Raw genomic sequence first — 23,040 nt, forward strand, 5'->3', positions numbered from 1 at the left:
GGCGGCCGGCGCCGCACTCCGGGGCATCCGGCAATCCTCCGACCGATGGACGGCTCCCGCGACCGGTGCGTGCCGTCCCTGGGCGGCCCGTCCAGTGCGTGCCGTCCACGGGCGGCTCGTCCGGTGCGGTGAAGGCGGACGGTCAGAGGCCGGCGGGCAGGACCACGGTCTCCGCCGCGTCGAAGCCCGCCCCGACCGTCGCCCCCTCCTCGGGGGCGTCCCGCAGGGCGCACTCCGCCTCCAGCTCCGGACCGCTCTGCGGCGTCAGCCGCACGGCGACGTGATTGCCCCGGAACGTACGCGTCCCGACCACGCAGCGCAGCCCCTCGTCCGGGGCGCCGATCCGGACGCCGGCCGGACGCACCAGCAGATCGCACGCCCCCTGCGGCGAGCCCTTCGGCACCGGCACCCTGCCCCACACCGTGTCGGCGACGGCACCGGTCACCGTGGCCCCGACCACGTTGTCGAAGCCGAGGAACCGGGCGACGAAGGCGGACGCGGGCCGCTGCCAGACCTCCAGCGGGGTGCCCGCCTGGGCGATCCGCCCGTCCCGCATCACCACCACCCGGTCGGCCAGGGCGAACGCCTCGCCCTGGTCGTGGGTGACGGCGAGCACCGTGGTGCCCAAGCGGCCGAAGAGCGTACGCAGCTCGACGACGAGCCGTTCCCGCAGACCGCGGTCGAGCTGGCCGAGCGGCTCGTCCAGCATCAGCAGCTTGGGGCTCGGGGCGAGGGCACGGGCCAGGGCCACGCGCTGCTGCTCACCGCCGGACAGCGCGGCGACGGCGCGCCGCTCGGCACCGGGCAGGCCCACCAGGTCGAGGAGCTCGCCGACTCTACGCTCCTGGTCGCGGCGCGACACCCCGCGCATCCGCAGCCCGAAGGCGACGTTGGCGCCGACGTCCCGGTGCGGGAAGAGCTGGTGGTCCTGGAACATCAGGCCGAGCCCGCGCCGGTGCACCGGCACCCCTGCCTGGTCCGCGCCGTCCAGCAGCACCCGGCCGCCGTCCGGCGGATGCAGTCCGGCGACCACCCGCAGCAGGGTGGACTTGCCGCTTCCGCTCGGCCCGAGCACACACACGGTCTCGTGCTCGGCCACCTCCAGGTCCACCGCGTCGAGCGCCGCCCGCTCGCCGAAGCGAACCGTGGCCGATTCCAGTGTCAGCATTCCTAGAACTCCCCGGACCGGTCCGTGCGGATACGTTCGAGCAGCAGCAGCGAGACGGCGCAGACCACCATCAGAATGGTGCTGAGCGCCATCGCCTGGCCGTAGTTGAGCTCCCCGGCCCGCCCCAGCAGCCGGGCCACGGCGACCGGCAGCGTCGGGCGGTCGGGCCGGGCGATGAACACCGTCGCGCCGAACTCACCGAGCGAGACGGCGAACGCGAAACCGGCCGCGACCAGCAACGCCCGCCGCACCAGCGGCAGATCGACCTCCCGCCAGGCCCGCAACGGCGACGCCCCGAGCACCGCGGCCGCTTCCCTGAGCCGCCCGTCCACGGCGCGCAGGACGGGCAGCATGGTCCGTACGACGAAGGGCACACCGACCAGCGCCTGGGCGAGCGGCACCAGGATCCAGGAGGTCCGCAGATCCAGCGGCGGCTTGTCCAAGGTGATCAGGAAGCCGAAGCCGACGGTGACCGCGGACACTCCGAGCGGCAGCATCAGCAGCGCGTCGAAACCGCGCACCAGCCGGCCCGCGCGCCGGGTCAGCGCCGCGGCGGCGAGCCCGCCGATGACCAGCGCGATGACCGTCGCGACCAGCGCGTACTGCAGGGAGTTCCAGATCGCTTCGAGCGGCGCGACCAGGAACGTACCGCCACCGGCGTCCACGGACCCCAGGGCCCGGTAGAAGTCGAGGCCGTGGCCGCCGGTGGTGTCCACGGAGCGCTCGACCAGCACCCCGAGCGGCAGCAGGATCAGCAGCAGCACGGTCAGCAGTACCCCGCAGAGCAGCGCCCACTGCCCGGCGCCGCGCGGCCTGCGGGCGGTCCGCGCGGGATCGACCAGCTTCAGCGCGGTCTCCCTGCGGCGAACGGTCCACGCGTGCACGGCGAGGATCGCTCCGACCGCTGCGAACTGCACCAGCGTCAGCACGGCGGCCGTCGGCAGCGCGAGCAGCTGCGCGGTCTGCCGGTAGATCTCGACTTCGAGGGTGGCGTAACCGGGGCCGCCGAGGATCTGCACCACCCCGAAGGAGGTGAAGGTGAAGAGGAAGACCATCAGCGCGGCGGCGGCCACGGCGGGTGCCAGAGCGGGCAGGGTGACCCGCCGCCAGGCGGCGAACCGTCCCGCGCCGAGCACCCTGGCGGCCTCCTCCTGCCGGGGGTCGAGCTGGGACCACAGCCCGCCGACGGTCCGCACGACCACCGCGTAGTTGAAGAAGACATGCGCGAGCAGGATCGCCCAGACGGTGGTGTCGAGCCGTATTCCCCAGAGTTCGTCGAGGAATCCGCCGCGTCCCAGCAGCGCCAGGAAGGCCGTCCCGACGACCACGGTCGGCAGGACGAACGGCACCGTGACGACCGCCCGCAGCAGTTGTTTGCCGGGAAAGTCGAAGCGGGCGAAGACATAGGCGCCGGGCAGCGCGATCAGCAGGGTCAGCGCGGTCGAGGCGAGCGCCTGCCAGGTGGTGAACCAGAGCACGTCGCGGATGTCCGGCCGGGTCAGCACCTCGCCGATCCGGCCGAACTGCCAGACGCCGTCGACCTTCAGTCCCCGGCCGACGATCGCCACGACCGGGTAGGCGAAGAACAGCGCGAAGAACGCGACGGGTACGGCCATCAGGCCGAGCCGCACCGCGTTCCCACGCCGGGCCTTCGCGCGAGCGGCATCCGTGTGCGCGGACCGCGGGCGGGGAGTCTTCCCGCCCGCGTCCGTTCCGCGTACGGGACTCTTCGTTACTTCACTACGAGCGAGGACCACGACTGGACCCACTGCTCACGGTTCTTGGCGATCCGGTCCGGGGCCACGGTCGTCGGCCTGTCCACCGTCGCACCGAACTTCGTGAAGAGCTCCGGCAGCGCCGCGTCCTTGGCGACCGGGTTGACGAACATGTTGAGCGGCATGTCCTCCTGGAACTTCTTGCTGATCAGGAAGTCCAGCAGGGCCTTGCCGCCCGCCTCGTTCTTCGCACCGTCCAGCAGGCCGGCGAACTCGATCTGACGGAAGCAGGTCCCGGTGGCGACACCGGTCGGGGCCGTCGCCGGCTGCGGCTTCGCGTACAGCACCTCGACGGGCGGGCTGGAGGCGTACGAGACGACGAGCGGCCGGTCCGCCTTGGCCTTCTTTCCGCCCGCGGAGCCGGAGAACTCCTCGTTGTACGCCTGCTCCCAGCCGTCGACGACCTTGACGCCGTTGCGCTCCAGCTTCTTCCAGTAGTCCTGGTAGCCCTTCTCGCCGTACGTGGCGACGGTACCGAGGAGGAAACCGAGGCCGGGCGAGGAGGTGCCGGCGTTCTCGGTGACGAGCAAGTCCTTGTACGCGGGCTTCGCCAGGTCGTCGAAGGACTGCGGCGGCGCGAGCTTCTTGTCGGCGAAGTACTTCTTGTCGTAGTTGACGCAGATGTCGCCGGTGTCGATCGGGGTGACCCGGTGCTTGTCGGCGTCGAGCCGGGTGTCTGCCGCGACCCGGTCGATGCCCTTCGCCTCGTACGGCGTGAAGAGCCCGCTGTCGAGGGCGCGGGAGAGCAGCGTGTTGTCGACGCCGAAGAAGACGTCGCCGCGCGGGGAGCCCTTGGTCAGGATCTCCTGGTTGAGCGCGACACCCGCGTCGCCGCTCTTCAGCACCTTGACGGTGTATCCGGTCTCCTCGGTGAACTCCTTCAGCACGTCCTTGGACGCGTTGAAGGAGTCGTGGCTGACGAGGGTCACGGTCTTGGAGCCCGAGCCCTTCGTACCGCCGGAAGCGGAGGCCGAGTCGTCGGAACTCCCGCACCCGGCGAGTGCGGTGACGCCGAGCGCGGCGGCGACGGCCGAAGCCGCGAGCTGCCTGGTCCTGCGCGTGGTGGTCATTATGGATTCCTCCTGGGTTTTGGCCAGGAAGAGACGCGGCCCCGCCCGCGGGAAGCGGGCAGGGCGCAACAGCATGAGTTGATGACCGAACTTCCTACCCGGAATGACCCGGGCGAGGTTCAGAGGGTCTGCGGCCGACCTGTCCTCGGTGCCGCACTCTCAGCGCTGTGGCGCTCCCCTGTCGGAATATGAAGTTGATTTCGGGCCCAGATTACACGGGCCGTATCGGCCTCAGCGCTCGGCTGCCGCCAACTGACCGCAGGCCCCGTCGATCTCCTGGCCGCGGGTGTCCCGCACGGTGACCGGCACCCCGTGGGCGGCGATCGCCTCGACGAACGCCTTCTCGTCCTCGGGCCGCGAGGCGGTCCACTTCGAACCGGGCGTGGGGTTCAGCGGGATCAGGTTGACGTGCACCCGCTTGCCCTTGAGGAGCCGGCCGAGCCGGTCACCGCGCCACGCCTGGTCATTGATGTCGCGGATCAGTGCGTACTCGATGGAGATGCGGCGGCCGGACTTCTCCGCGTACTCCCACGCGGCGTCCAGCACCTCGCCGACCTTCCAGCGCGTGTTCACGGGAACGAGCGTGTCGCGCAGCTCGTCGTCCGGTGCGTGCAGCGAGACAGCGAGACGGCACTTGAAGCCCTCGTCGGCGAAGCGGAGCATCGCGGGCACCAGGCCCACGGTGGAGACGGTGATCCCGCGCTGCGAGAGCCCCAGCCCGTCCGGCTCCGGGTCGGTGAGCCGGCGGATCGCGCCGACCACCCGGTTGTAGTTGGCGAGCGGCTCGCCCATGCCCATGAAGACGATGTTGGAGAGCCGCGCCGGGCCGCCGGGGACCTCACCGTCACGCAGCGCCCGCATCCCGTCCACGATCTGGTGAACGATCTCGGCGGTCGACAGATTGCGGTCGAGACCGGCCTGTCCCGTGGCGCAGAACGGGCAGTTCATCCCGCATCCGGCCTGCGAGGAGATGCACATCGTCACCCGCTCCGGGTAGCGCATCAGGACGGACTCGACGAGCGTCCCGTCGTGCAGCTTCCACAGCGTCTTGCGGGTGGTGTCGTCGTCGCAGCTGATGTGACGGAGCACCGACATCAGGTCGGGGAACATCGCCTCGGCGAGCTTGTCCCGCGACGCGGCCGGGATGTTGGTCCACTCCGCCGGGTCGTGCGCGTACCGCGCGAAGTAGTGCTGCGAGAGCTGCTGGGCGCGGAACGGCTTCTCGCCGATCGCGGCGACGGCTTCCTTGCGCTCGGCGGGCGTGAGGTCTGCGAGATGCCGCGGCGGCTTCTTGGCTCCGCGGGGCGCGACGAAAGTGAGTTCTCCGGGCTTAGGCATGGTTCATCCAGTGTCGCAGACAGAACAGCGAGGGCCCGCCGTCCTGTGGACAGCGGGCCCTCACTCATAAAACCGCAGCTCAGGAGCCTGCTCTCAGTTGGAGCCGACGAACAGCACCAGCAGAAGCCAGACCACCGGGGCGGTCGGCAGCAGCGAGTCCAGCCGGTCCATGATGCCGCCGTGCCCCGGCAGCAGCGTGCCCATGTCCTTGATCCCGAGATCCCGCTTGATCATGGACTCGCCCAGGTCACCAAGGGTGGCGCTGGCCGCGACCGCGAGCCCGAGCAGGAGCCCCTGCCACCAGGAACCGCCGTCGATCAGGAACTGCATGCACAGCGCACCGGCGACCATCGCGAAGGCCACGGCGCCGAACAGACCCTCCCGGGTCTTTCCGGGGCTGATGCGCGGCGCCAGCTTGTGCTTCCCGAAGCGCCAGCCGACGGCGTACGCGCCCGTGTCGCTGACCACGGTCAGCAGCAGGAAGGTGAGTACCCGCTGCGGCCCGTCGTCGGCGGTCAGGAGCATGGCGACGAACGTGGCGAGGAACGGTACGTAGAACGCCGCGAACACACCGGCAGTGACGTCCTTGAGGTAGTCCTCGGGCGGTTCGGTCATCCGCCAGACGAGCACCGCAAGCGCGGTCAGCGCCATCGCCACCCAGGCGCCTTCGGCGCCCTGCGCGTACCCGGCCACCACCATCGCCGCGCCGCCCACCGCCAGCGGGACGAGCGGCGCCTTGATGCCCTTGCGCTCCTGGAGCCGCGAGGTGAGCTCCCAGAGACCCACGACGACGGCGACCACGATCACACCGACGAAGACGGCCTTCACGATGAACAGCGAGGCGACGATGACGGCGCCGAGCCCCACACCGACCCCTATGGCGGCTCGCAGATCACGGCCCGCACGCTTCTTCTGCGGGGGTGGCGACGCGGTGGACATGGACTCCTGCAGCTTCTCGTCACGGAACAGGGGGCCGCCGCTCAGGCGTCCGGCCCCCTGGTCCCGGTCATCACGGTCGTCAGCGTCTCTACCTGCGTCGGGAACGTCCGGCACGATGGGCATGGGCCGAGTCTGCTGGGCGCCATGCACATCGTATGCAGGACCCGCCGGGGCGGCCTGCATCTCGGGCGCACCCCAGTGGCCGGCTCCCTGCGGGGCGCCCCAGGAAGAGTCGTTCATCAGACTTCGAGCAGCTCGGCTTCCTTGTGCTTGAGCAGCTCGTCGACCTGAGCGACGTACTTCGCGGTGGTGTCGTCGAGCTCCTTCTCGGCGCGGCGCACCTCGTCCTCGCCCGACTCCTTGTCCTTGACCAGCTTGTCCAGGGTCTCCTTGGCCTTGCGGCGCACCGCGCGGATGGAGATCTTGGAGTCCTCGGCCTTGCCCTTGGCGACCTTGATGTAGTCGCGGCGGCGCTCCTCGGTGAGCTCCGGGAAGGTCACCCGGATGATGTTGCCGTCGTTGCTCGGGTTGACGCCGAGGTCCGAGTCACGGATGGCCTGCTCGATGTTGCGCAGCGCGCTCTTGTCGAACGGCGTCACGACGGCCATGCGCGCCTCGGGCACCGAGAACGAGGCGAGCTGGTTGATCGGGGTCAGCGCGCCGTAGTAGTCGGCGACGATCTTGTTGAACATCGCCGGGTGCGCACGGCCGGTACGGATCGCGGCGAAGTCCTCTTTCGCGACGACGACGGCCTTCTCCATCTTCTCCTCGGCCTCGAGGAGGGTTTCTTCGATCACCACGTGCTCCTGCGTGTCTTGAGTGGGCCCGTCGTGCTCGGGCCCGGCGGGTCCTGCGTCGCGTCCTCACCTGCACGGTGTCCGACCGGCAGGCCGTTGTCCATCCTTCGGGGCCGGTCCCGGGGGCTGCCCCGGGGGCCCGGACCTCCCCGTCCTACTCCGGGAAGGTCCCCCGGTCCTCAGGCCCGGGTGCTCCGGTCACTCACGAGCGTGCCGATCTTCTCACCCTTGACCGCGCGGGCGATATTGCCGGTGGCGGTCAGCTCGAAGACGAGGATCGGCAGGTCGTTGTCGCGGCAGAGCGTGATGGCGGTGGCGTCGGCGACCTTGAGGTCGCGGGCGAGAACCTCGCTGTACTCGAGCGCGTCGAACTTCACCGCGTCGGGGTTGCTCTTCGGGTCGGAGTCGTAGACCCCGTCCACCCCGTTCTTGCCCATCAGAAGACCCTCTGCGTCGATCTCCAGGGCGCGCTGGGCGGCAGTGGTGTCGGTGGAGAAGTACGGCATACCCATGCCGGCGCCGAAGATGACGACGCGGCCCTTCTCCAGGTGGCGCACGGCGCGCAGCGGGATGTACGGCTCCGCGACCTGCCCCATGGTGATGGCGGTCTGGACGCGGGAGTCGATGCCTTCCTTCTCCAGGAAGTCCTGGAGTGCCAGGCAGTTCATGACCGTGCCGAGCATGCCCATGTAGTCGGACCGGGCCCGGTCCATGCCGCGCTGCTGGAGCTCGGCACCGCGGAAGAAGTTGCCGCCGCCGATGACGACCGCGATTTCCGCGCCGTCACGGACGACCGCCGCGATTTCCCGGGCGATGGCGTGTACGACGTCGGGGTCGACACCGAGGCCCCCGCCGCCGGCGAACGCCTCTCCGGACAGCTTCAGCATGAAGCGTCCGGCCACCTTGCCGTCGTCGCGCTTGTGGTCACCTTTTGCGGCGTCCGCGCCCTTGTTCATGGAGATTCTCCTCGTACACATACGAAGAAGGCCATTGCCGGTGGGTCTGGTGTCCCTCAGCGGCAATGGCCTCCTCGTCAGATCTGCGGTCGTACGGCGTGAGTGCGGCCGACGACTGCACTAGACCTTATAGGGGTCCACCGTTGTTCGCGGACGGACTCAGATGCCGACCTTGATGCGCGTGAAGCGCTTCAGGGTGACACCGGCCTCGTCCAGGACCTTCTGAACGGACTTCTTGTTGTCCAGCGCGTACGGCTGGCCGAGGAGGGTGGCCTCCTTGAAGAAGCCGTTGACGCGACCCTCGACGATCTTCGGGAGCGCGGCCTCGGGCTTGCCCTCGGCGCGCGTGGTCTCCTCGGCGACGCGGCGCTCGGCCTCGACGACCTCGGCCGGGACGTCCTCGCGGGACAGGTACTTCGGGGCGAACGCGGCGATGTGCTGCGCGATGCCCTTGGCCAGCTCGGCGTCGGCCTTGTCCAGCTCGACCAGGACACCGATCTGCGGCGGCAGGTCGGGCATGGTGCGGTGCATGTACACGGAAACGTACGCGCCGGTGAACTGCGCGAAGCGGTCCAGGACGATCTTCTCGCCGAGGTTGGCGTTGGCCTCGTCGACGTACGCCTGGACGGTCTTGCCGGCCTCGATCTCGGAGGCGAGCAGCGCCTGGATGTCGGCCGGGGAGGTGGCGGCGACGTGCGCGGCGAGGGTGTTCGCCACGTCCTGGAACTTCTCGCCCTTGGCGACGAAGTCCGTCTCGCACTTCAGCTCCAGCAGAACACCGGACGTCTGGTCCTCGGAGACGAGGGAGACGACGGCACCGTTCTCGGCAGAGCGGCCCTCGCGCTTGGCGACGCCCTTCTGGCCCTTGATACGGAGCGCCTCGACGGCCTTGTCGACGTTGCCGTCGGCCTCGTCGAGCGCCTTCTTGCAGTCCATCATGCCGGCGCCGGTGAGCTCGCGGAGCTTCTTGACGTCAGCGGCGGTGTAGTTCGCCATGAGTCTGGGTTTCTCTCTCGAAGTCTGAAAGATCTACGGGTGAACGGCGGGGGCGGCGCTTGTGGCACCGGCCCCCGCCGTCATCAGCCGTGACGGGTGTCAGGCCTGCTCGGCGTCCGCGGCCGGGGCCTCGGCAGCGGGGGCCTCGGCAGCGGGGGCCTCGGCAGCAGCCTCGGCGGCGGGGGCCTCGGCGGCCTCGGCGTCCGCGACCTTCTCGGTCTCGGCGGAGGCCTGGACCTCGGCGTCGGCCTTCTTGTCGCCCTCGAGCAGGTCGCGCTCCCACTCGGCGAGCGGCTCGCCGGCGGCCTTCTCGCCCGGCTTCGAGTCACCGGTGGCGGCACCGGAACGGGCGATGAGGCCCTCGGCGACGGCGTCGGCGATCACGCGGGTGAGCAGGGTGACGGAGCGGATCGCGTCGTCGTTGCCCGGAATCTTGTAGTCGACCTCGTCGGGGTCGCAGTTGGTGTCGAGGATCGCGACGACCGGGATGTGGAGCTTGCGCGCCTCACCGACGGCGATGTGCTCCTTCTTGGTGTCGACGATCCAGACGGCGCTCGGCACCTTCTGCATCTCGCGGATACCACCGAGGGTCTTCTCCAGCTTGGCCTTCTCGCGGGAGAGGACCAGGAGCTCCTTCTTGGTGAGGCCGGAGGCGGCCACGTCCTCGAAGTCGATGAGCTCGAGCTCCTTCAGACGCTGAAGGCGCTTGTAGACGGTGGAGAAGTTGGTGAGCATGCCACCGAGCCAACGCTGGTTGACGTACGGCATGCCGACGCGCGTCGCCTGCTCGGCGATGGCCTCCTGGGCCTGCTTCTTGGTACCCACGAACATGATGGAGCCGCCGTGGGCGACGGTCTCCTTGACGAACTCGTAGGCGCGGTCGATGTACGACAGCGACTGGAGCAGGTCGATGATGTAGATGCCGTTGCGCTCGGTGAAGATGAAGCGCTTCATCTTCGGGTTCCAGCGACGGGTCTGGTGACCGAAGTGGACGCCGCTTTCCAGCAGCTCCCGCATCGTGACGACGGCCATGGCCGTACTCCTTGAGGTGCTCGGTTGTCGCGACCGCAGGATTGCTGTCGCGCCTGACGCCCCGACGCGCCGTGCCACTGAGGACCGAGGAGCGCGGCCACCGTCCGCAGAGAGGGAGGTGGCGGGGCGTGCGAAGTCGACCCGGTGACCCGGATCGCCATAGGAAGTGTACGGGACGGCCCGAGTGCCGGGTGACGGCGCTGTCCACAAGCGGCTGGTTGTCCACAGATCCGGTTCGTGATCCCCACGGATCGCGGGGCTGCGGGACGGTTCTGCCATGCGACGCACAACTGATCCGCCCAGCCTGACCTGCCCGGCTTCCCTTGCCGCCCCGGGCGCTCCGACCGACCCTGGCGCCGCCCGCGGAAGCCCTGCCCTTCGGGCACGGGCGGCGCTCGTCGTGGCGGTGGTGACCCTGCTGGCGGTGGTGTGCGGCACCCCGGTCGCCACGGCCGACGGACGGATGCCCATGCCCATGCCTTGGCCCACGCCCGTTCCCGCGCCGGGGCCGGGGCTTGAAGCGGGAGCGGATACGGAGACGGAGACGCGGCGGGACAGCGGCCGGAGTTGGCCGCTTGCCGGGCGGCCCGCGGTCGTACGGGGCTGGGAGCCCCCGGCCGGCGCCTACGGGCGGGGCCACCGGGGCGTCGACCTCGCCACGGAGCCAGGTGCGGCGGTGCTCGCCGCCGCCTCGGGGCAGGTCTCGTTCGCGGGGCGGGTGGCGGGGCGAGGGGTGCTGGCGATCGAGGTGGCCGGCAGCGGTGATCCGCCGCTGCGGACCACGTACGAACCGGTGCGCGCGCTCGTCACGAAGGGCGAGAAAGTGACGGCGGGGCAGGTGGTGGCGGTCGTGGAGGCGGGGCCCTTCCACTGCGCGGCAGGCTGTCTGCACTGGGGCCTGCGGCGCGGTCGGACGTATCTGGATCCGTTGTCGCTACTGCCCCCGTCACTGCTGCGACGGGGCCCGTCCCGGCTGCTTCCGGTGTTCGGCGTGCCCGAACCGGCGCCCGCCGCCGAAGGGACCGGGGACGGGCTCGCCGCCCCCGGCGTTCTGCTCGCGGTCGCCGCTACTCGGCGGCCGCGTCAGCTCCGTACACCCTGCACGCCTCGGAGGATCATGGCGACTGCGGTGTCCGCGATCACGGCTGGCTCCTCGGCGACGGCCAGTTCGATACGTCGCACCGCGGCGTCCACCGAGCCCTGGAGCAGCATCGCCGCCAGCCTCGGCTGCGCGTGGCCGAGGTCGCCGAGTGCTTCGACGATCATGGCGATCAGCCCGCCGTGCGCGGCCCTGATCTTCTCGCGTGCCCCGGCGTCCAGCTCGCTGGCCGAAATGGCGACGACCGCCCGGTGGCGGCGGTCCCCGACGAGGTCGAGCTGTCGGCGCACATAGGCCTCGATCTTGCCCTCGGGCGTCGTGGCCTGCTCCATCGCATTCTCGACCTCGGCCGCCCATACGGGGAAGTCGACGGCGCAGAGCTCTTCCACGACGGCCGCGCGGGAGCGGAAGTACTCATACACGGAGGACCGGGCGAGGCCCGTGCGTTCAGCGAGGGCGGGGAAGGTCAGCGCTTCCGTACCACCCTCGGACAGCAGGGAGCGTGCGGCGTCCAGGAGGGCGCCGCGCTGCATGGTCCGGTGCTCGGCCACCGAGGCCGCTCGAATCCTGGGCACGTGTCCACTCTACGGCGACCGGTGTTCGAGAGGGCGGGTGCGGCCCTGATCGTTGGCCGAAGCAGCCATGGCCGGCGCCGGCCGCGCGGGGCTCAGCGCCCTGCGTCGGCCAGCTTCGCGCGCAGTTGCAGCACCGACTTGGTGTGGATCTGGCTGACCCGGCTCTCCGTGACTCCGAGGACATTGCCGATCTCGGCAAGAGTGAGGCCCTCGTAGTAGTAGAGGGTGACGACCGTCTTCTCGCGCTCCGGAAGCGTGTTGATCGCCCGGGCGAGCAACCGTCTGAGCTCGCGGTCCTCGGCGACCTCCACCGGATCGTCGGCGGCGGTGTCCTCGAGCGTGTCCATCAGGCTGAGCCGGTCGCCGCCCTCGCCGCCGACGTGCAGCAGCTCCTCCAGCGCGACCACGTTCGCCAGCGACAACTGGCTGAAAACCGCGTGGAGTTCCTCCAGCGCGATACCCATCTCCGCAGCGACCTCCGCCTCGGACGGGGTGCGCCGCAGCTGCGCCTCCAGCGTGGCGTAGGCGCGCTCGACCGCACGCGCCTTCTGGCGCACCGAGCGCGGGATCCAGTCCAGCGCCCGGAGTTCGTCGATCATCGCGCCCCGGATACGGGTGATCGCGTAGGTCTCGAACTTGATCGCGCGCTCGATGTCGAACTTCTCGATCGCGTCGATCAGTCCGAAGACCCCCGATGAGACGAAGTCCGCCTGCTCGACGTTGGAAGGCAGACCCACGCTCACCCGGCCCGCGACGTACTTCACCAGCGGCGAGTAGTGGAGGATCAGCTGCTCCCGCAGCCGCTCGTCGCCGGTGGACTTGTACGAACGCCACAACTCGTCGAGCGAGGAGGGGGCGGGGGGACGCCCAGTGCCACGCGCGGCCGGTGGCGCTGCCGCGCGGTCGGACCCGGAGGTGTGCTGGGGCATGTGGTGCCTTGAGCCGTTCTGCTGTGAAGTGCTGGGACGTATGTCTGAGTCGAAACCCTTGTGAGCGTAGCGTGACCATGATGTCGCGGTCCGCGCAGGATAGAGGATCGACGCTGTGCGAATCCGGCCGATCCGACATGGTTGAGGTCCGGAACCGTCGCCGTGCGCGTCGGCCCCGGAGGCGTCACTGAAGGATCCGCCGAGGTCATCGGCATCACCTTTTCACCCGAATGCTCCAGGTCAAGTACCGCCTCGCCGCGCGTCGCCATTGCAAGTCGGTCGCGGCGTCAACTGCCATCCATCGCCATCCCGTTCGACGAACCCCAGTGAGTGCAGTTCGTACAGCCTGCCGAGCGCTTCATCGGTGCTGGTTCCCGCGGTGCGGGCCACATCTCGCCCGCTGACGGCACCCCGGTACGGCAGGGCGTCGAGGACTCGGGCGGAGACCGCGTCCAGCAGGTCCCGAGGGTGCACGGGGCCGCGTCTGGCCGGGGCGAGTTCGCCCATGTCCCCCACCAGTTCGGCGACTTCAGCGGCATCGGTCACCAGGACTCCTTCTCCGCGCAGGAGTTCGTGGACCCCTGCCGACAGCCCACTCGTGGCGGGTCCGGGCACGCCCATCGTGAAGCGGCCGAGCCGCTGTGCGCAGCGCGCGGTGACCAGCGAACCGCTGCGGTACTCGGCCTCGACTACGACCGTTCCGCGCGTCAACGCGGCGATGACCCGGTTCCGGAGGATGAATCTGCTGCGGGTGGGATGATCGGACGGTGGTAATTCGCCGATGACGAGCCCCTGTTGCGCGATCCGGCCGATCAGCTCGGCGTGTCCCCGGGGGTAGGGGACGTCCACCCCACAGGCCAGGACCGCCATCGTCGCCCCGCCGACGGCGAGCGCGCCGCGGTGCGCCGCTCCGTCGACCCCGAACGCGGCTCCCGACACGACCACCCACCCCAGCTCCGCGAGTCCCGCACCGAGGCCGGCCGCCATGTGCGATCCGTAGGGGGTGCAGGCACGGGCACCGACCACGGCGACCGAGCGCAGCGCCCAGAGCCGCAGATCGCGGGGCCCCCGCACCCACAGGCCGATCGGCCCGGCGTCCGCCAGGTCGTCGAGCTGGCTGGGCCATTCCCGGTCCCCGGGGCAGACGAACCGCCCGCCGAGTGCGGCAATCGTCGAGAGATCCCGCCCGGGGTCGGCGTTCTCGGCCCGCAGCCGGTACCCGGCGAGCCGTTTCGGGGTCATTCCGCTCAGCCGTTCCGCGGTGCCGTCCCCGGTGGTGATCCGCCGTATCAGTTCGACGGCGCCGCACTCGCGCAGCCAGCGGCCGCCCCGCTCGTCCCCCGGCTCGAAGACGCGGGTCAGGGCGGCCCGCGCCTGCCGCTCCTGACCGCTCACCATCAGGCCCGGGCCGCGCCGGGGTTCCTCCTCCCGGCCGTGTTCCGGGCCCTGTTCCGGGCCCCGCCCCTGTACGTCCCCGGCCGGGTCCTGTCCGTTCCCCGGCCCACCCCCCGTCCGCTGCTTCATGACTGCGTCCCGGAGTTCGTCAGGGCGCCTCGTGAAATCCCGGTCCGCAGTTCCAGCGCCACCGCGACGTCGGATGCGTCCGGGCGGTCGGCGCCGCGCAGATCGGCGACCGTCCACGCCACCCTGAGCACCCGGTCCAGGCCCCGCGCGGTGAGCGTGCCCCGTTCCAAGTCCCGTTCGGCCGCCATGAGCGCGCCCGGTGCCGCGACCAGCCTGGTCCGCAGCTCATGGCCGGGCACCTCGCTGTTGGTGGACCACCCGGTGCCCGCCAGCCGCTCCGCGGCCCGCGCCCTGGCCTGCCGGACCCGGGCCGCCACGGAGACCGTCGGCTCTCCCCTGCCGCCCTGCCCCATCAGATCGACGCGCCTGACCGGGTCGACGAGCACCCGCAGATCCACCCGGTCGAGCAGTGGCCCGGAGAGTCTCGCCTGGTAGCGCCGGACCGTGGAGGGCGGGCATTCGCAGCCGGCGCCGCTGAGGCTGTGCCTGCCGCACGGGCAGGGGTTGGCGGCCAGCACCATCAGAAACCTGGCGGGCAGCCGCACCACCCCGGCGCTGCGCGCCACCACCACGTGTCCCGATTCCAACGGCTGGCGCAGCGCGTCCAGTGCCCGCACGGAAAACTCGGGCGCTTCGTCCAGTTTTCCCGCCGTTGAAAGTGCTGTTCGCGATGTTCGTGGATGGCGGTGACCTGGGACATCCCGACCTCGTTTGCCGACCGGCGTCGTGATGTTCGCGATGTCAGCACAGTCGGCATGGAGGTCACGTGGCACAGAGACTGGCGATGGGCCAGCTCCGGGTTCAGAAGGTTCGGCACAAGGACGGCAGCCGTTCGTACACCATCTTCGACTCGATGAGCGGGCTGCATCCGGCGGCGGAGCGGTACCTCAGCCCGTACGCGGGCAGGGGCTCGGACCGGACGTATGCGTATCTACTCGTCGACCACCTGCGGTGGCTGGAGTACGAGGGGCTGACGTCCGAGACTGTCGGTTTCCGGGATCTCCAGCGGTACATGAAGGCTGTCGGGGCGAAGGTCTCGATGCCGTACGGATCGCCGTGGCGGGTCGGCAAGCGCCCGTATCGCAACGACGCTCTGCGGGGTGCCGCGGCTTGCCTGAAGGGCTTCTACCTCAAGCAGGCCGAGGTGGGCATTAACACGGCACTCGCCGAGGCCTTGGACCTGGAGCGACTGCCCACGCAGCGGGACCGGGACCGCGCCCTGCTGGGGCACATCAAGCGAAGCATGGACGCGAACCCGCTCGCGCCGAAGGAGCTTCGGCGCCGGCACAAGAAGATGCTGCCGGACGGGGCCCGCGAGGTCCTGCTGGAGGAGGTGAACTCGGCCCGCGACCGCATGACCGTGGAGTGGCTGAGCGACGGCGGTCTGCGCATCGGGGAGTTCTGCGGTCTCCACCTCGCCGACCTGCACCTGCGCGAGAACGCCTCCTGCGGCGACTGTCGCACTCCGCATGCGCACGTCTGTCATCGCGACGGCCTGGTCACCGACGCCCGCGCGAAGACGAAGTGGCCTTGGGAGTTCGAAGATGGAGTGATCCGGGGCGGGCTGATCAAGCGGGTCAGCCCGGCGATGATCCATGCCTACTTCGAGTACATGATGAGCGAGTACCCGCGCGGCGCCGCTCACGGCCTGCTGCTGGTCCAGCAGCACGGGCCGACGAAGGGACTGCCCTGGGCGCCCGAGGGCGCCCGCAAGATGCTCAAGAGGGCTGGCTTCCGCGCAGGCCTGGGGCTGATCCGTCCGCACATGTTCCGCCACACCTGGGCGAACGCCGTGCTGGATGCCGCGGACGGCAACCTCGTCATCGTCCGGGACGCCGGTGGCTGGGCCTCGACCCAGACGGTCGATGAGATCTACGCGCACGTCGATGTCAACGACCCCACCTTCAACTCAGCCCTGCTGACGGCATGGGGTGAGATGCAGTGAGTGACACGCTGCTGCCGCTGCACACCATCGTCGATCCAGCCCGACGCCGGGAGACGCGAGATCGTCTGGAGGTGCTGACCGCCCTGCTCGGCGGCCCGCACGTCGAGCCGATCTTCCGCGAGGCACTGATCCACGTCCCTGCTGACCACCCGGTCTTCGGGTGGCTCTGCCGGGTGGAGGACTGCCACCACTCCCGCACCAATGCCCGCGATCTCTGCCATCCCCACAAGATGGAGTGGGAACGCGGCCGCCAGGCGAACCCGCAGCTGACGCGCCGCGAGTTCCTGCGCGACGCGAAGCCCGCGAAGTTCTACGACCGCATGGGAGAGCCCCCGGTCTGCCGGATCTGCCTGGTCCGTCCGGCCCGCCATCACGGGCTCGAACTGTGTCTGGCCCACAACGGCCGCTGGAAGAAAGCCTCTGCCACGGAGCCCGCTCTCGCGTTCGAGAACTGGCTCGCGACGCAGACCGAGCCGTTCCACGGCTACGGCGACTGCATCGTCGCCTCCTGCCAGTCCCTGTCCAGCAGCCCGCTCGGGCTCTGCCGGGTTCACGAAATCCGTTACGAGGCAGAGGGCAGCCCCGGCCACGCCATGCGGCCACCGAAGTGGTTCAACCGCTACGAGATGGTCGGCCGCCCCGTCCCAATCCTCTACGGGGACAAGGCTGCGTTCCTGCGCTGGTGCAAGACCACACACCCCGTCTCGCGGGCCGGCACGATCAATCTCCAGGGGCTGCCGCCGCTGGTGAGAGCTGAGTTCCAGTGGGCGCTGTTCACCCACACCCAACGGGGCGCCCACTCCTACTGGCCCACTTGGTGGATCCAGCAGCTGGTGAACCTCGTCCGTGAACGCCGCGTCGGCTCGCTGACCGAGCTCGCCGAGGAACGCAGTCAGCTCGACTCCCGCAAGCGCTTCATCCTGCACGAGGCCCTGACCGAGCTGCGGATCGTCTACTTCACCATGGAGGAGACCAAGGAGGCTGGCTACATTGAGACCGAGCACTTCGGCGTCAAGTTCCCCCAACGGCACAGCAATTGGGATCTCGCTGAGGTCCCGCAGCGATGGCTGCGCGACCTGCTCTGGGAACACCTGGCCGACCGGTTGCGATCCCCGAAGGGCCCACGCAGCACCGGCCCGCTCGACAACGACCGTCGGGCCTGCGTCGAGCTGGGTGCCTTCTTGGAGATCACGGCCCCCGAGGGCGGACACGACCCGCGGCTGCTGGACGCGGAGCACATGGAGCGGTTCGTCGCCGACCACAACCGGCGGATTCGCGAGAACCTGCCCGCCCTGGGCGTCCGCAGTCACAAGGGGAAGCCGAGCACGGTCACCGAGCACACTGGCCGGTTCATCTTCAACCACGCTCGGGTGATCTTGCGGTTCGCCCTGGACACCGGGCGGGCCGAGGAGATCGGACTGTCGAGGAAGTTCATCGTCGCGCTGCCGACCGCCGGCACCCCTACCGTCAAAGCGCGGCGTCCGTTCCCTGACCCGGTCGCCCGGGCCCTGGCCGACCAGACGAATTTGGAGATGCTGGCCGACCGCTACGACCCGAACAACCATGGGCTCCGCGACGCCTGGGAGGCCCTGGTGTTCACTGGCCGCCGCGCGAATGAGGTGCTGAAGTTGCGGGTGGACTGCATCACTATTCACCGCCGGGTCCCGTTCCTCTGGCACGACCAGACCAAGGTCGGCAACCTCGATGAGGCAATCCGCATCCCCGAGACGCTCTACCTGCGGCTGCAGAAACGCCAGCAAATCACCCTTGAGCGGTTCGAGGACCGTCACGGCCGGACGCCCACCCCGAAGGAACGGGCCCTCCTGGCCCTGTTCCCTTCTCGCAGCCGCAACCCGAAGGGCACGGTCCCGATTTCGTACACGTTCTTCCACACCGGCTTCAGCGGCTGGCTCGAAGACCTCGAGATCGGCGCCTGGGTCCCCCACCAGGCACGTCACACTCTGGCCACCAATCTCCTCAAGCACGGTGCCGGCCTGCACCACATCAAGAAGTACCTCGGCCAGGTCTCCCAGCGGATGGCCGAGCACTACGCGAAGGTCGCCTCCTCTGAACTCGACCAGGTCTTGGAGCGAGTCTGGGTCGGAGGCCCGGGTTCGGCCAACCCCGGCCAGCTCCTCGTCTCCCCGGCCGAGGGCCTGACCAAGGCCGAAGCCGAGGCGATGGCCATGGACCTGGCCCGCCGCAGCACACCGGCCGAAGGCGGGTTCTGCACCTTCCAGCCCGTGGTCCGCGGGGACGCCTGCCCCTGGAACATGGACTGCCACAACTGCGACAAGTTCGTCATGTCTGGCGCCGACCTCCTCTACTGGCACCGGAAGGCCGAGCAATGGCGGACTCTCGCTGAACGCGCTCCCGACGACGCGACCGCCGACTACCTGCATCAGGTTTTCGAGCCGACCGCCCGCGCGATCGACGGCTTGGAGAAGGCGCTGGCCGCCCTCGGCCTGCTCGAAGAGGCGCTTGCGCTGGACCTGCGACGCCCTCAGGACTACTTCCATCGACTCTGGAGCCTTGCCTTCAGGGCCAGCGACCTCGCCGACGCGCACGACGACACCAGCGACTTCCCGGAGATGACCGAATGACCGCCCCGACCGTTCCCCCCGCCCGGACCACCCGAGCCCTGGAGGCTCGGCGGCAGAAGACGGCAGCCGGCCTGTCCCGGATCAAGGATGTCCTGGACCAAATGGTCAAGACCCGGGCGCCCATCACGATGGCCGCGGTCGCGCGGACCGCGGACGTCTCGCGCACGTTCCTCTACGAGCACGCCGATGCCCGCGCTCTGGTCGAGGAGGCGACGAACCGGGCCGCCGGCAGGCGTGTCCACGACCGCCAGGCCGTCCAGGATGAGCTCGAAGCGTCCTGGCGCGAGCGGGCCCTGAACACCGAGGCCGCCCTCAAGAGCGCTCACGCAGAAATTCTCGCCCAACGCGAGCAGATCGCTGAGCTCATCGGGCAGGTCAGGGATCTGCGGAGCGAATGGTCCCAGGAGGACGTCGCCCGGATCATCACCGACAACGGGAACCTGAAGAGAAGGATCCGTGAGCTGACGGCGGAAGGTAAGTCCCTGACAGGGAAGTTGTCCGCCGCCCGAGAGAACGTCCGCTTCGCCGACAAGCGCATCGCTGATCTCGAAGTGCAGCTGACCGAGCGAACAGCGTCACCCTAAAGCGGGCCGTAGGTGGGGGCATCGGTCGAGGCAGGGCGCCATGCACTCGACCTCGTCAATCCCTGCCCCTGCGCGAAGCGTTGGGCCTATCCTTTAACGTCCGCTCTGCGGAATTAAAGGATAGGCCCCGGCTTCCGCGACAGCGGCCTCAGCCCGTCACCGGGGCAAGCAAATGAGAGCCATTGGCGGGTAGCATCGCGACCTCGACGTTGTGAAGAACTTCCTCCAGATCTCGCCGATCCTCACTAGTAGCGTAGATCACCTGGCATCCGCTACCCGCTGCCCTCTCCAGCCGCTTAACAAAGGCAGCGAGACTTCTACGGTCGGTCTCTTGCTGTCGAGGCTCGTCTAGCATCAGCAGCCTGGCATGCCGATTCCGAGGCGAGGAAATGGCCGCTTCGAAAAGGGACACGTAATACGCCCACTTCGTTCGGATCATGTCTGAGGCGCTGATCCCCATCGATAGATCGAACGTGAGCTCCACCCCATCGTTAACTGGGATGAGGGCTGATTCGTCAATCGACAAGTCGGAAGGTGGGACGCTACGCAGTCCGTAGTCTTGAACCTGAGCTTGGAAGCTCGAATTCATCCTGGACACAATCTGCTGATCCGTGCGACTAAGCGTTCCATCTCGCAGGTCAGCCAATCTGTCACGGACGTCTTGCCAACGTAGCGACAGTTCGTCGAAGTACTCATCAGCCTCGTCGGCCAAGTCGAGCAAGCGTTGCGCTCTCTCAATCGAGGAAGCGAGGAGAATTTGCTGCTGGACTTGTGCACGACTGGGAACCGCCGAAGGACCGGCAAGCTCATCTCGAAGTGCTCTAGCTTGTCGCATGGCCCCGTGCAAGGCGGCCTGGAGAGAGCTGCGGTTTCGTTCTAGGGTTGCTCGGCGACGTTCGGCGCTCTGCGTCGCCGCACGAACTGTCTCTCTTTCTGCTTCGATCTCTGCGATAGTTTGGTCAAGATCGGCTGCGATTCCGGTTGCGGTTTCCCGCCCATCAAGCAGCTGTCCGCAAGTGGGGCAAACATCATTCGATACAGATGCAATCCCAAGTGTGCTACCGAGGCTGCGGAGTTTCCGGAGGTCCGCGAGGCGATTTCGCTCAATATCGAGACTGGCGGAGCGAGTGGCAAGCGCATCAGAGTCCGTACGCGAGAGATTAAGCTGTTCATCAATAAGCCGGATACGCCCACCGACTTCCCGCACCGAAGTCTCCGCAGCGGCCAGGTCTTCACGGGCCTGGTGAGTGTGTTCACCCGCCGGCTCAACGCCATCCTGTTCCAGCTGGCGCAGATGCTGGCGCCAGACGCCAATCTGACGCTCCAGCGGAATCCAAGCCTCTTCCTCCATCACCTCGATCACACAGTGTTGCCGACGAGCAGGCGTGACTGGATTTTCTTGATGTAGAAAGACACGGCAGTTCAGGCTCTTTGCCGCTTCACTGAGGCGATCGCTGGCCGATTGCCACCGCTTCCTGACGTCATCTTCCTCGCTCTTCACCGCAGCCAAAGCCGTAAGTCGCTCCAAGGCTGACAGCCCAAGCACGTACTCAACAGAACGTCTCAACACATCACGGATACCCAGATACGTGGGCATCCGAGGCGCAACTCCCGACCACCCAGATTTCTGCTCGACATAGAAGAGCGGAAAGAGGGCTTCAAGATAGAGCGAAACTTCAGCTGCGTTGAAGCCCGGGACGACGGGAATATCCCAGCCCAAAAACTCGGCCAGCTCCCTATGAAACCCGAGTTCCCGGAAGGCAGCCCCAGGCTGCCGCACAAACATGTCGACACGGCTTGCCTCATCGAGTCCAGCTCGACTGCCAGATCTCCACGTCATGACCAACGATGCGTCGACGCCATCACCACGCACGAACCGCTTGCATCGCATATGAGCGCCTTGCTCATTCGCGATGGTCAGGGAAACCCAAGATTCACGTACCGGCGAACGGGTTCCGTCCGGAAGGTCTGCGACTGTCAAGAGCGCTGGGCCGAAGGGAGGCTTCCTGCTCGAGGAAAACATCCCTTCAAGCCCTAGGGCGTAAATAACTCCCTGCAACAGCGTGGACTTACCGAAGCTGTTAGGGGCGGCGATCACGTTCAGGCCAGGCGAAAGGTTCGTCTCATAGCGAAGTAGACCACGGTCGGTCCTAGATGAAATTTCCACACTTACAAGTCGAATCCGCACGCTCAAGCCCCCGATTCCCCGCGACTAGCCGTCTTGACAACTCCCAGCCTATCCCACATACCCGAGGTAGAGATTGGCCTAAGAGGAGCAAGGAAGCTTTTCTCTTCCTCCAGAAGTTCCATATCCGAGTGAAGCAGGCTCAGATACTGCTTTCCGAGCGAAGTGAGACCGTATCGCACTTTCCCCTTTTGTTCGACAAGTCCTTCCGAGTACGCAATCTTGAGGGCGTCATCAAGCGGCGGGAAGAACTTTCGGAGCGGAGCCTTCTGCGGATCACTACTCCGCCACGTCGATAGAAATATCTCAGCGCTCGCGCGATCGCTTATGGCCCAGAGAAGACAGTTGAGCTGCTCTACGGTGGCTGAGCTTCCCCTGCAACTGCCGAGAATTAGGACAAGAGCAGTTACTCTCCATCCAGCTGTGCTCGTCGTGGGGACCGGCAAGGGGACACGTCGCAACTCAATAGGCGCTAGGGGATTTCGATGCGGAAATTCTTTGAGCGCAACGAGATCCGTCGGCAGCTTTTCCTGGTTAATTGACTCGAGAGGAACACTGTCAGGGAGAGTCGACCACATTAGGCCGCCCTCCTAAAGCGCAGCGGGCAGCGAATGAGCCAACTGGAGACCGCATGCCAAGCAATCTCCTCACAAAGCACATTGGATAGACCTGGCGCATCACTCTTGAGGCCGTCCGCCAGCCTACGCACCAGGGTCTCAATCACTTCAGTGCCGGGCTTCTCCATCGCGGAAACAGTCATCGTCAAGGTGTTAAGGACAGACTTGAGCCTCCGCTCTACCGCCGCATAAAGCGGTGGGTACTCCACCTTGAGACGCTCCATCTGCGATTGACCTCGGAAATAGACCCTGAGCATCCCGTCACGGTAGTCGCTAAGCCACTCTGGATCAGATGCGAGGGAAGGCACCACTGAGAGCTTGGTGGTGACTCGGTCAGCTATCTCGTTGCCCTCGCCGGCATTCCATAGCGTTTCGTCCGGATCTGGGACATCAAGATGAAGCTCAGTTTCTACCTGCCCGACGAGCCGGGCTCGCTCAGCGGCGAACTCTTCATCAGTGATGACCAACACCTTGAAATCATCAGCCAGCCACTTCGGGCGCGGCAGGATGGCTGATACGTCTTTCTTCTTTTTCTGCGCATGCTCAACCAGTGAGCGGCTGTCAAACTCAGGTGTCATCAGGACCCAAGTATGCAAGCGCACGTCACCAAGGAGGCGACATGTACCCTCAACGTCGTCACAAAGACGCTTGATATCTTTTGTGATTTTGCGCTTCTGAGAAGTTGTCTGCGATTCCAGACTGTAAGCGTCTTCCGGCACATAGCACTGATAGCCAACCCCGTCGAACCGGAAGGCCTCCAGGCCGCCGTCTCCGCCATCGCGGGCGGGAATGAACTGAATGTTCGAGTCGTAGCGCATCGACAGGAGGCGTCGGCAGTAGACCTCCCATTCGCCCCCGCTCCACTGCTCTCTGATCACTTGGGCACTCTAACGGTGCAACGCTCGCCA

General features: G+C 67.8%; 17 protein-coding genes, 2 pseudogenes and 1 riboswitch. Of the genes and pseudogenes, 4 read left to right on the top strand and 15 right to left on the bottom strand.

Annotation, left to right across the window (positions count from 1 at the left end):
- Positions 1-142: 142 nt before the first annotated feature.
- The 9 genes from OHA19_RS11490 to rpsB all read right to left on the bottom strand — a co-directional run bounded on the left by OHA19_RS11490 (position 143) and on the right by rpsB (position 10,071).
- A complete protein-coding gene (locus OHA19_RS11490) occupies positions 143-1,168 on the bottom strand; it encodes an ABC transporter ATP-binding protein (RefSeq protein WP_405750150.1) in 1,026 nt (341 codons plus the stop codon).
- Positions 1,169-1,170: 2 nt separating this feature from the next.
- On the bottom strand, positions 1,171-2,784 hold the full coding sequence (locus OHA19_RS11495; protein ID WP_405716869.1) for an ABC transporter permease: 1,614 nt from the start codon (positions 2,782-2,784) through the stop codon (positions 1,171-1,173).
- Between the two features lie 116 nt (positions 2,785-2,900).
- Positions 2,901-4,013, bottom strand: coding sequence for a thiamine ABC transporter substrate binding subunit (locus OHA19_RS11500; RefSeq protein WP_405750152.1), 1,113 nt, complete (start codon positions 4,011-4,013; stop codon positions 2,901-2,903).
- A gap of 73 nt (positions 4,014-4,086) precedes the next feature.
- Positions 4,087-4,203: riboswitch (TPP riboswitch) on the bottom strand.
- 41 nt (positions 4,204-4,244) lie between these two features.
- On the bottom strand, positions 4,245-5,351 hold the full coding sequence (gene rlmN, locus OHA19_RS11505) for a 23S rRNA (adenine(2503)-C(2))-methyltransferase RlmN (protein WP_405716867.1): 1,107 nt from the start codon (positions 5,349-5,351) through the stop codon (positions 4,245-4,247).
- Between the two features lie 93 nt (positions 5,352-5,444).
- Positions 5,445-6,530, bottom strand: coding sequence for a phosphatidate cytidylyltransferase (locus OHA19_RS11510; RefSeq protein WP_405716866.1), 1,086 nt, complete (start codon positions 6,528-6,530; stop codon positions 5,445-5,447).
- On the bottom strand, positions 6,530-7,087 hold the full coding sequence (gene frr / locus OHA19_RS11515; protein ID WP_405716865.1) for a ribosome recycling factor: 558 nt from the start codon (positions 7,085-7,087) through the stop codon (positions 6,530-6,532). Before frr ends, OHA19_RS11510 begins: the two co-directional genes overlap by 1 nt.
- 179 nt (positions 7,088-7,266) lie before the next feature.
- Positions 7,267-8,043 (bottom strand): UMP kinase, encoded by a 777-nt coding sequence (gene pyrH, locus OHA19_RS11520; protein WP_356484058.1) that lies wholly within the window; start codon positions 8,041-8,043, stop codon positions 7,267-7,269.
- Between the two features lie 159 nt (positions 8,044-8,202).
- Positions 8,203-9,039 (bottom strand): translation elongation factor Ts, encoded by an 837-nt coding sequence (tsf, locus tag OHA19_RS11525; protein WP_405716864.1) that lies wholly within the window; start codon positions 9,037-9,039, stop codon positions 8,203-8,205.
- Between the two features lie 99 nt (positions 9,040-9,138).
- Positions 9,139-10,071, bottom strand: coding sequence for a 30S ribosomal protein S2 (rpsB, locus tag OHA19_RS11530; RefSeq protein ID WP_405716863.1), 933 nt, complete (start codon positions 10,069-10,071; stop codon positions 9,139-9,141).
- A gap of 475 nt (positions 10,072-10,546) precedes the next feature.
- Between rpsB and OHA19_RS11535 the strand changes: the two are divergent.
- Positions 10,547-10,939, top strand: a pseudogene (locus tag OHA19_RS11535) (peptidoglycan DD-metalloendopeptidase family protein); the annotation flags it as partial.
- 215 nt (positions 10,940-11,154) lie between these two features.
- On the opposite strand, the gene OHA19_RS11540 reads toward OHA19_RS11535, so the two are convergent.
- From OHA19_RS11540 to OHA19_RS11555, 4 genes and pseudogenes are all read right to left on the bottom strand, one after another.
- Complete coding sequence (locus tag OHA19_RS11540; protein ID WP_405721915.1) at positions 11,155-11,721, bottom strand: TetR/AcrR family transcriptional regulator; 567 nt, start codon at positions 11,719-11,721, stop codon at positions 11,155-11,157.
- A gap of 116 nt (positions 11,722-11,837) precedes the next feature.
- The gene (gene whiG / locus OHA19_RS11545; protein ID WP_405716862.1) at positions 11,838-12,674 is read right to left on the bottom strand and encodes an RNA polymerase sigma factor WhiG; all 837 of its coding nucleotides are present in this window, start codon (positions 12,672-12,674) and stop codon (positions 11,838-11,840) included.
- A 240-nt stretch (positions 12,675-12,914) separates the two neighbouring features.
- The gene (gene dprA / locus OHA19_RS11550) at positions 12,915-14,072 is read right to left on the bottom strand and encodes a DNA-processing protein DprA (protein WP_405753238.1); all 1,158 of its coding nucleotides are present in this window, start codon (positions 14,070-14,072) and stop codon (positions 12,915-12,917) included.
- A gap of 122 nt (positions 14,073-14,194) precedes the next feature.
- A pseudogene (locus OHA19_RS11555) lies at positions 14,195-14,998 on the bottom strand (ATP-binding protein); the annotation flags it as partial.
- Between OHA19_RS11555 and OHA19_RS11560 the strand changes: the two are divergent.
- Genes OHA19_RS11560 through OHA19_RS11570 form a run of 3 tightly spaced genes read left to right on the top strand, consistent with a single transcriptional unit; the run spans position 14,965 to position 19,330 of the window.
- Positions 14,965-16,143, top strand: coding sequence for a tyrosine-type recombinase/integrase (locus tag OHA19_RS11560; protein WP_405750155.1), 1,179 nt, complete (start codon positions 14,965-14,967; stop codon positions 16,141-16,143). The pseudogene OHA19_RS11555 and the gene OHA19_RS11560 sit on opposite strands and share 34 nt — an antisense overlap.
- Positions 16,140-18,746: a tyrosine-type recombinase/integrase gene (locus tag OHA19_RS11565; protein ID WP_405750158.1), complete on the top strand. Its 2,607-nt coding sequence runs from the start codon at positions 16,140-16,142 to the stop codon at positions 18,744-18,746. The genes OHA19_RS11560 and OHA19_RS11565 overlap by 4 nt, the downstream gene beginning before the upstream one ends.
- Complete coding sequence (locus OHA19_RS11570; RefSeq protein ID WP_405750160.1) at positions 18,743-19,330, top strand: DUF6262 family protein; 588 nt, start codon at positions 18,743-18,745, stop codon at positions 19,328-19,330. The genes OHA19_RS11565 and OHA19_RS11570 overlap by 4 nt, the downstream gene beginning before the upstream one ends.
- A gap of 148 nt (positions 19,331-19,478) precedes the next feature.
- Here OHA19_RS11570 and OHA19_RS11575 read toward each other — a convergent pair whose 3' ends face one another.
- Both OHA19_RS11575 and OHA19_RS11580 read right to left on the bottom strand, forming a co-directional pair.
- Positions 19,479-21,497: a hypothetical protein gene (locus OHA19_RS11575; RefSeq protein ID WP_405750163.1), complete on the bottom strand. Its 2,019-nt coding sequence runs from the start codon at positions 21,495-21,497 to the stop codon at positions 19,479-19,481.
- 595 nt (positions 21,498-22,092) lie between these two features.
- Positions 22,093-23,010, bottom strand: coding sequence for a hypothetical protein (locus tag OHA19_RS11580; protein ID WP_405750166.1), 918 nt, complete (start codon positions 23,008-23,010; stop codon positions 22,093-22,095).
- Positions 23,011-23,040 lie beyond the last annotated feature (30 nt).

The sequence above is a fragment of the Streptomyces sp. NBC_00012 genome (assembly GCF_045040875.1).
In the GTDB taxonomy this organism is placed as follows: domain Bacteria; phylum Actinomycetota; class Actinomycetes; order Streptomycetales; family Streptomycetaceae; genus Streptomyces.

What these genes read in the sequence shown, in the direction of transcription:
- OHA19_RS11490 (WP_405750150.1), bottom strand. Translation starts at nt 1,168, where the DNA reads ATGCTGACACTGGAATCGGCCACGGTTCGCTTCGGCGAGCGGGCGGCG.
- OHA19_RS11495 (WP_405716869.1), bottom strand. Translation starts at nt 2,784, where the DNA reads ATGGCCGTACCCGTCGCGTTCTTCGCGCTGTTCTTCGCCTACCCGGTC.
- OHA19_RS11500 (WP_405750152.1), bottom strand. Translation starts at nt 4,013, where the DNA reads ATGACCACCACGCGCAGGACCAGGCAGCTCGCGGCTTCGGCCGTCGCC.
- rlmN (WP_405716867.1), bottom strand. Translation starts at nt 5,351, where the DNA reads ATGCCTAAGCCCGGAGAACTCACTTTCGTCGCGCCCCGCGGAGCCAAG.
- OHA19_RS11510 (WP_405716866.1), bottom strand. Translation starts at nt 6,530, where the DNA reads ATGAACGACTCTTCCTGGGGCGCCCCGCAGGGAGCCGGCCACTGGGGT.
- pyrH (WP_356484058.1), bottom strand. Translation starts at nt 8,043, where the DNA reads ATGAACAAGGGCGCGGACGCCGCAAAAGGTGACCACAAGCGCGACGAC.
- tsf (WP_405716864.1), bottom strand. Translation starts at nt 9,039, where the DNA reads ATGGCGAACTACACCGCCGCTGACGTCAAGAAGCTCCGCGAGCTCACC.
- rpsB (WP_405716863.1), bottom strand. Translation starts at nt 10,071, where the DNA reads ATGGCCGTCGTCACGATGCGGGAGCTGCTGGAAAGCGGCGTCCACTTC.
- whiG (WP_405716862.1), bottom strand. Translation starts at nt 12,674, where the DNA reads ATGCCCCAGCACACCTCCGGGTCCGACCGCGCGGCAGCGCCACCGGCC.
- dprA (WP_405753238.1), bottom strand. Translation starts at nt 14,072, where the DNA reads ATGGTGAGCGGTCAGGAGCGGCAGGCGCGGGCCGCCCTGACCCGCGTC.
- OHA19_RS11570 (WP_405750160.1), top strand. Translation starts at nt 18,743, where the DNA reads ATGACCGCCCCGACCGTTCCCCCCGCCCGGACCACCCGAGCCCTGGAG.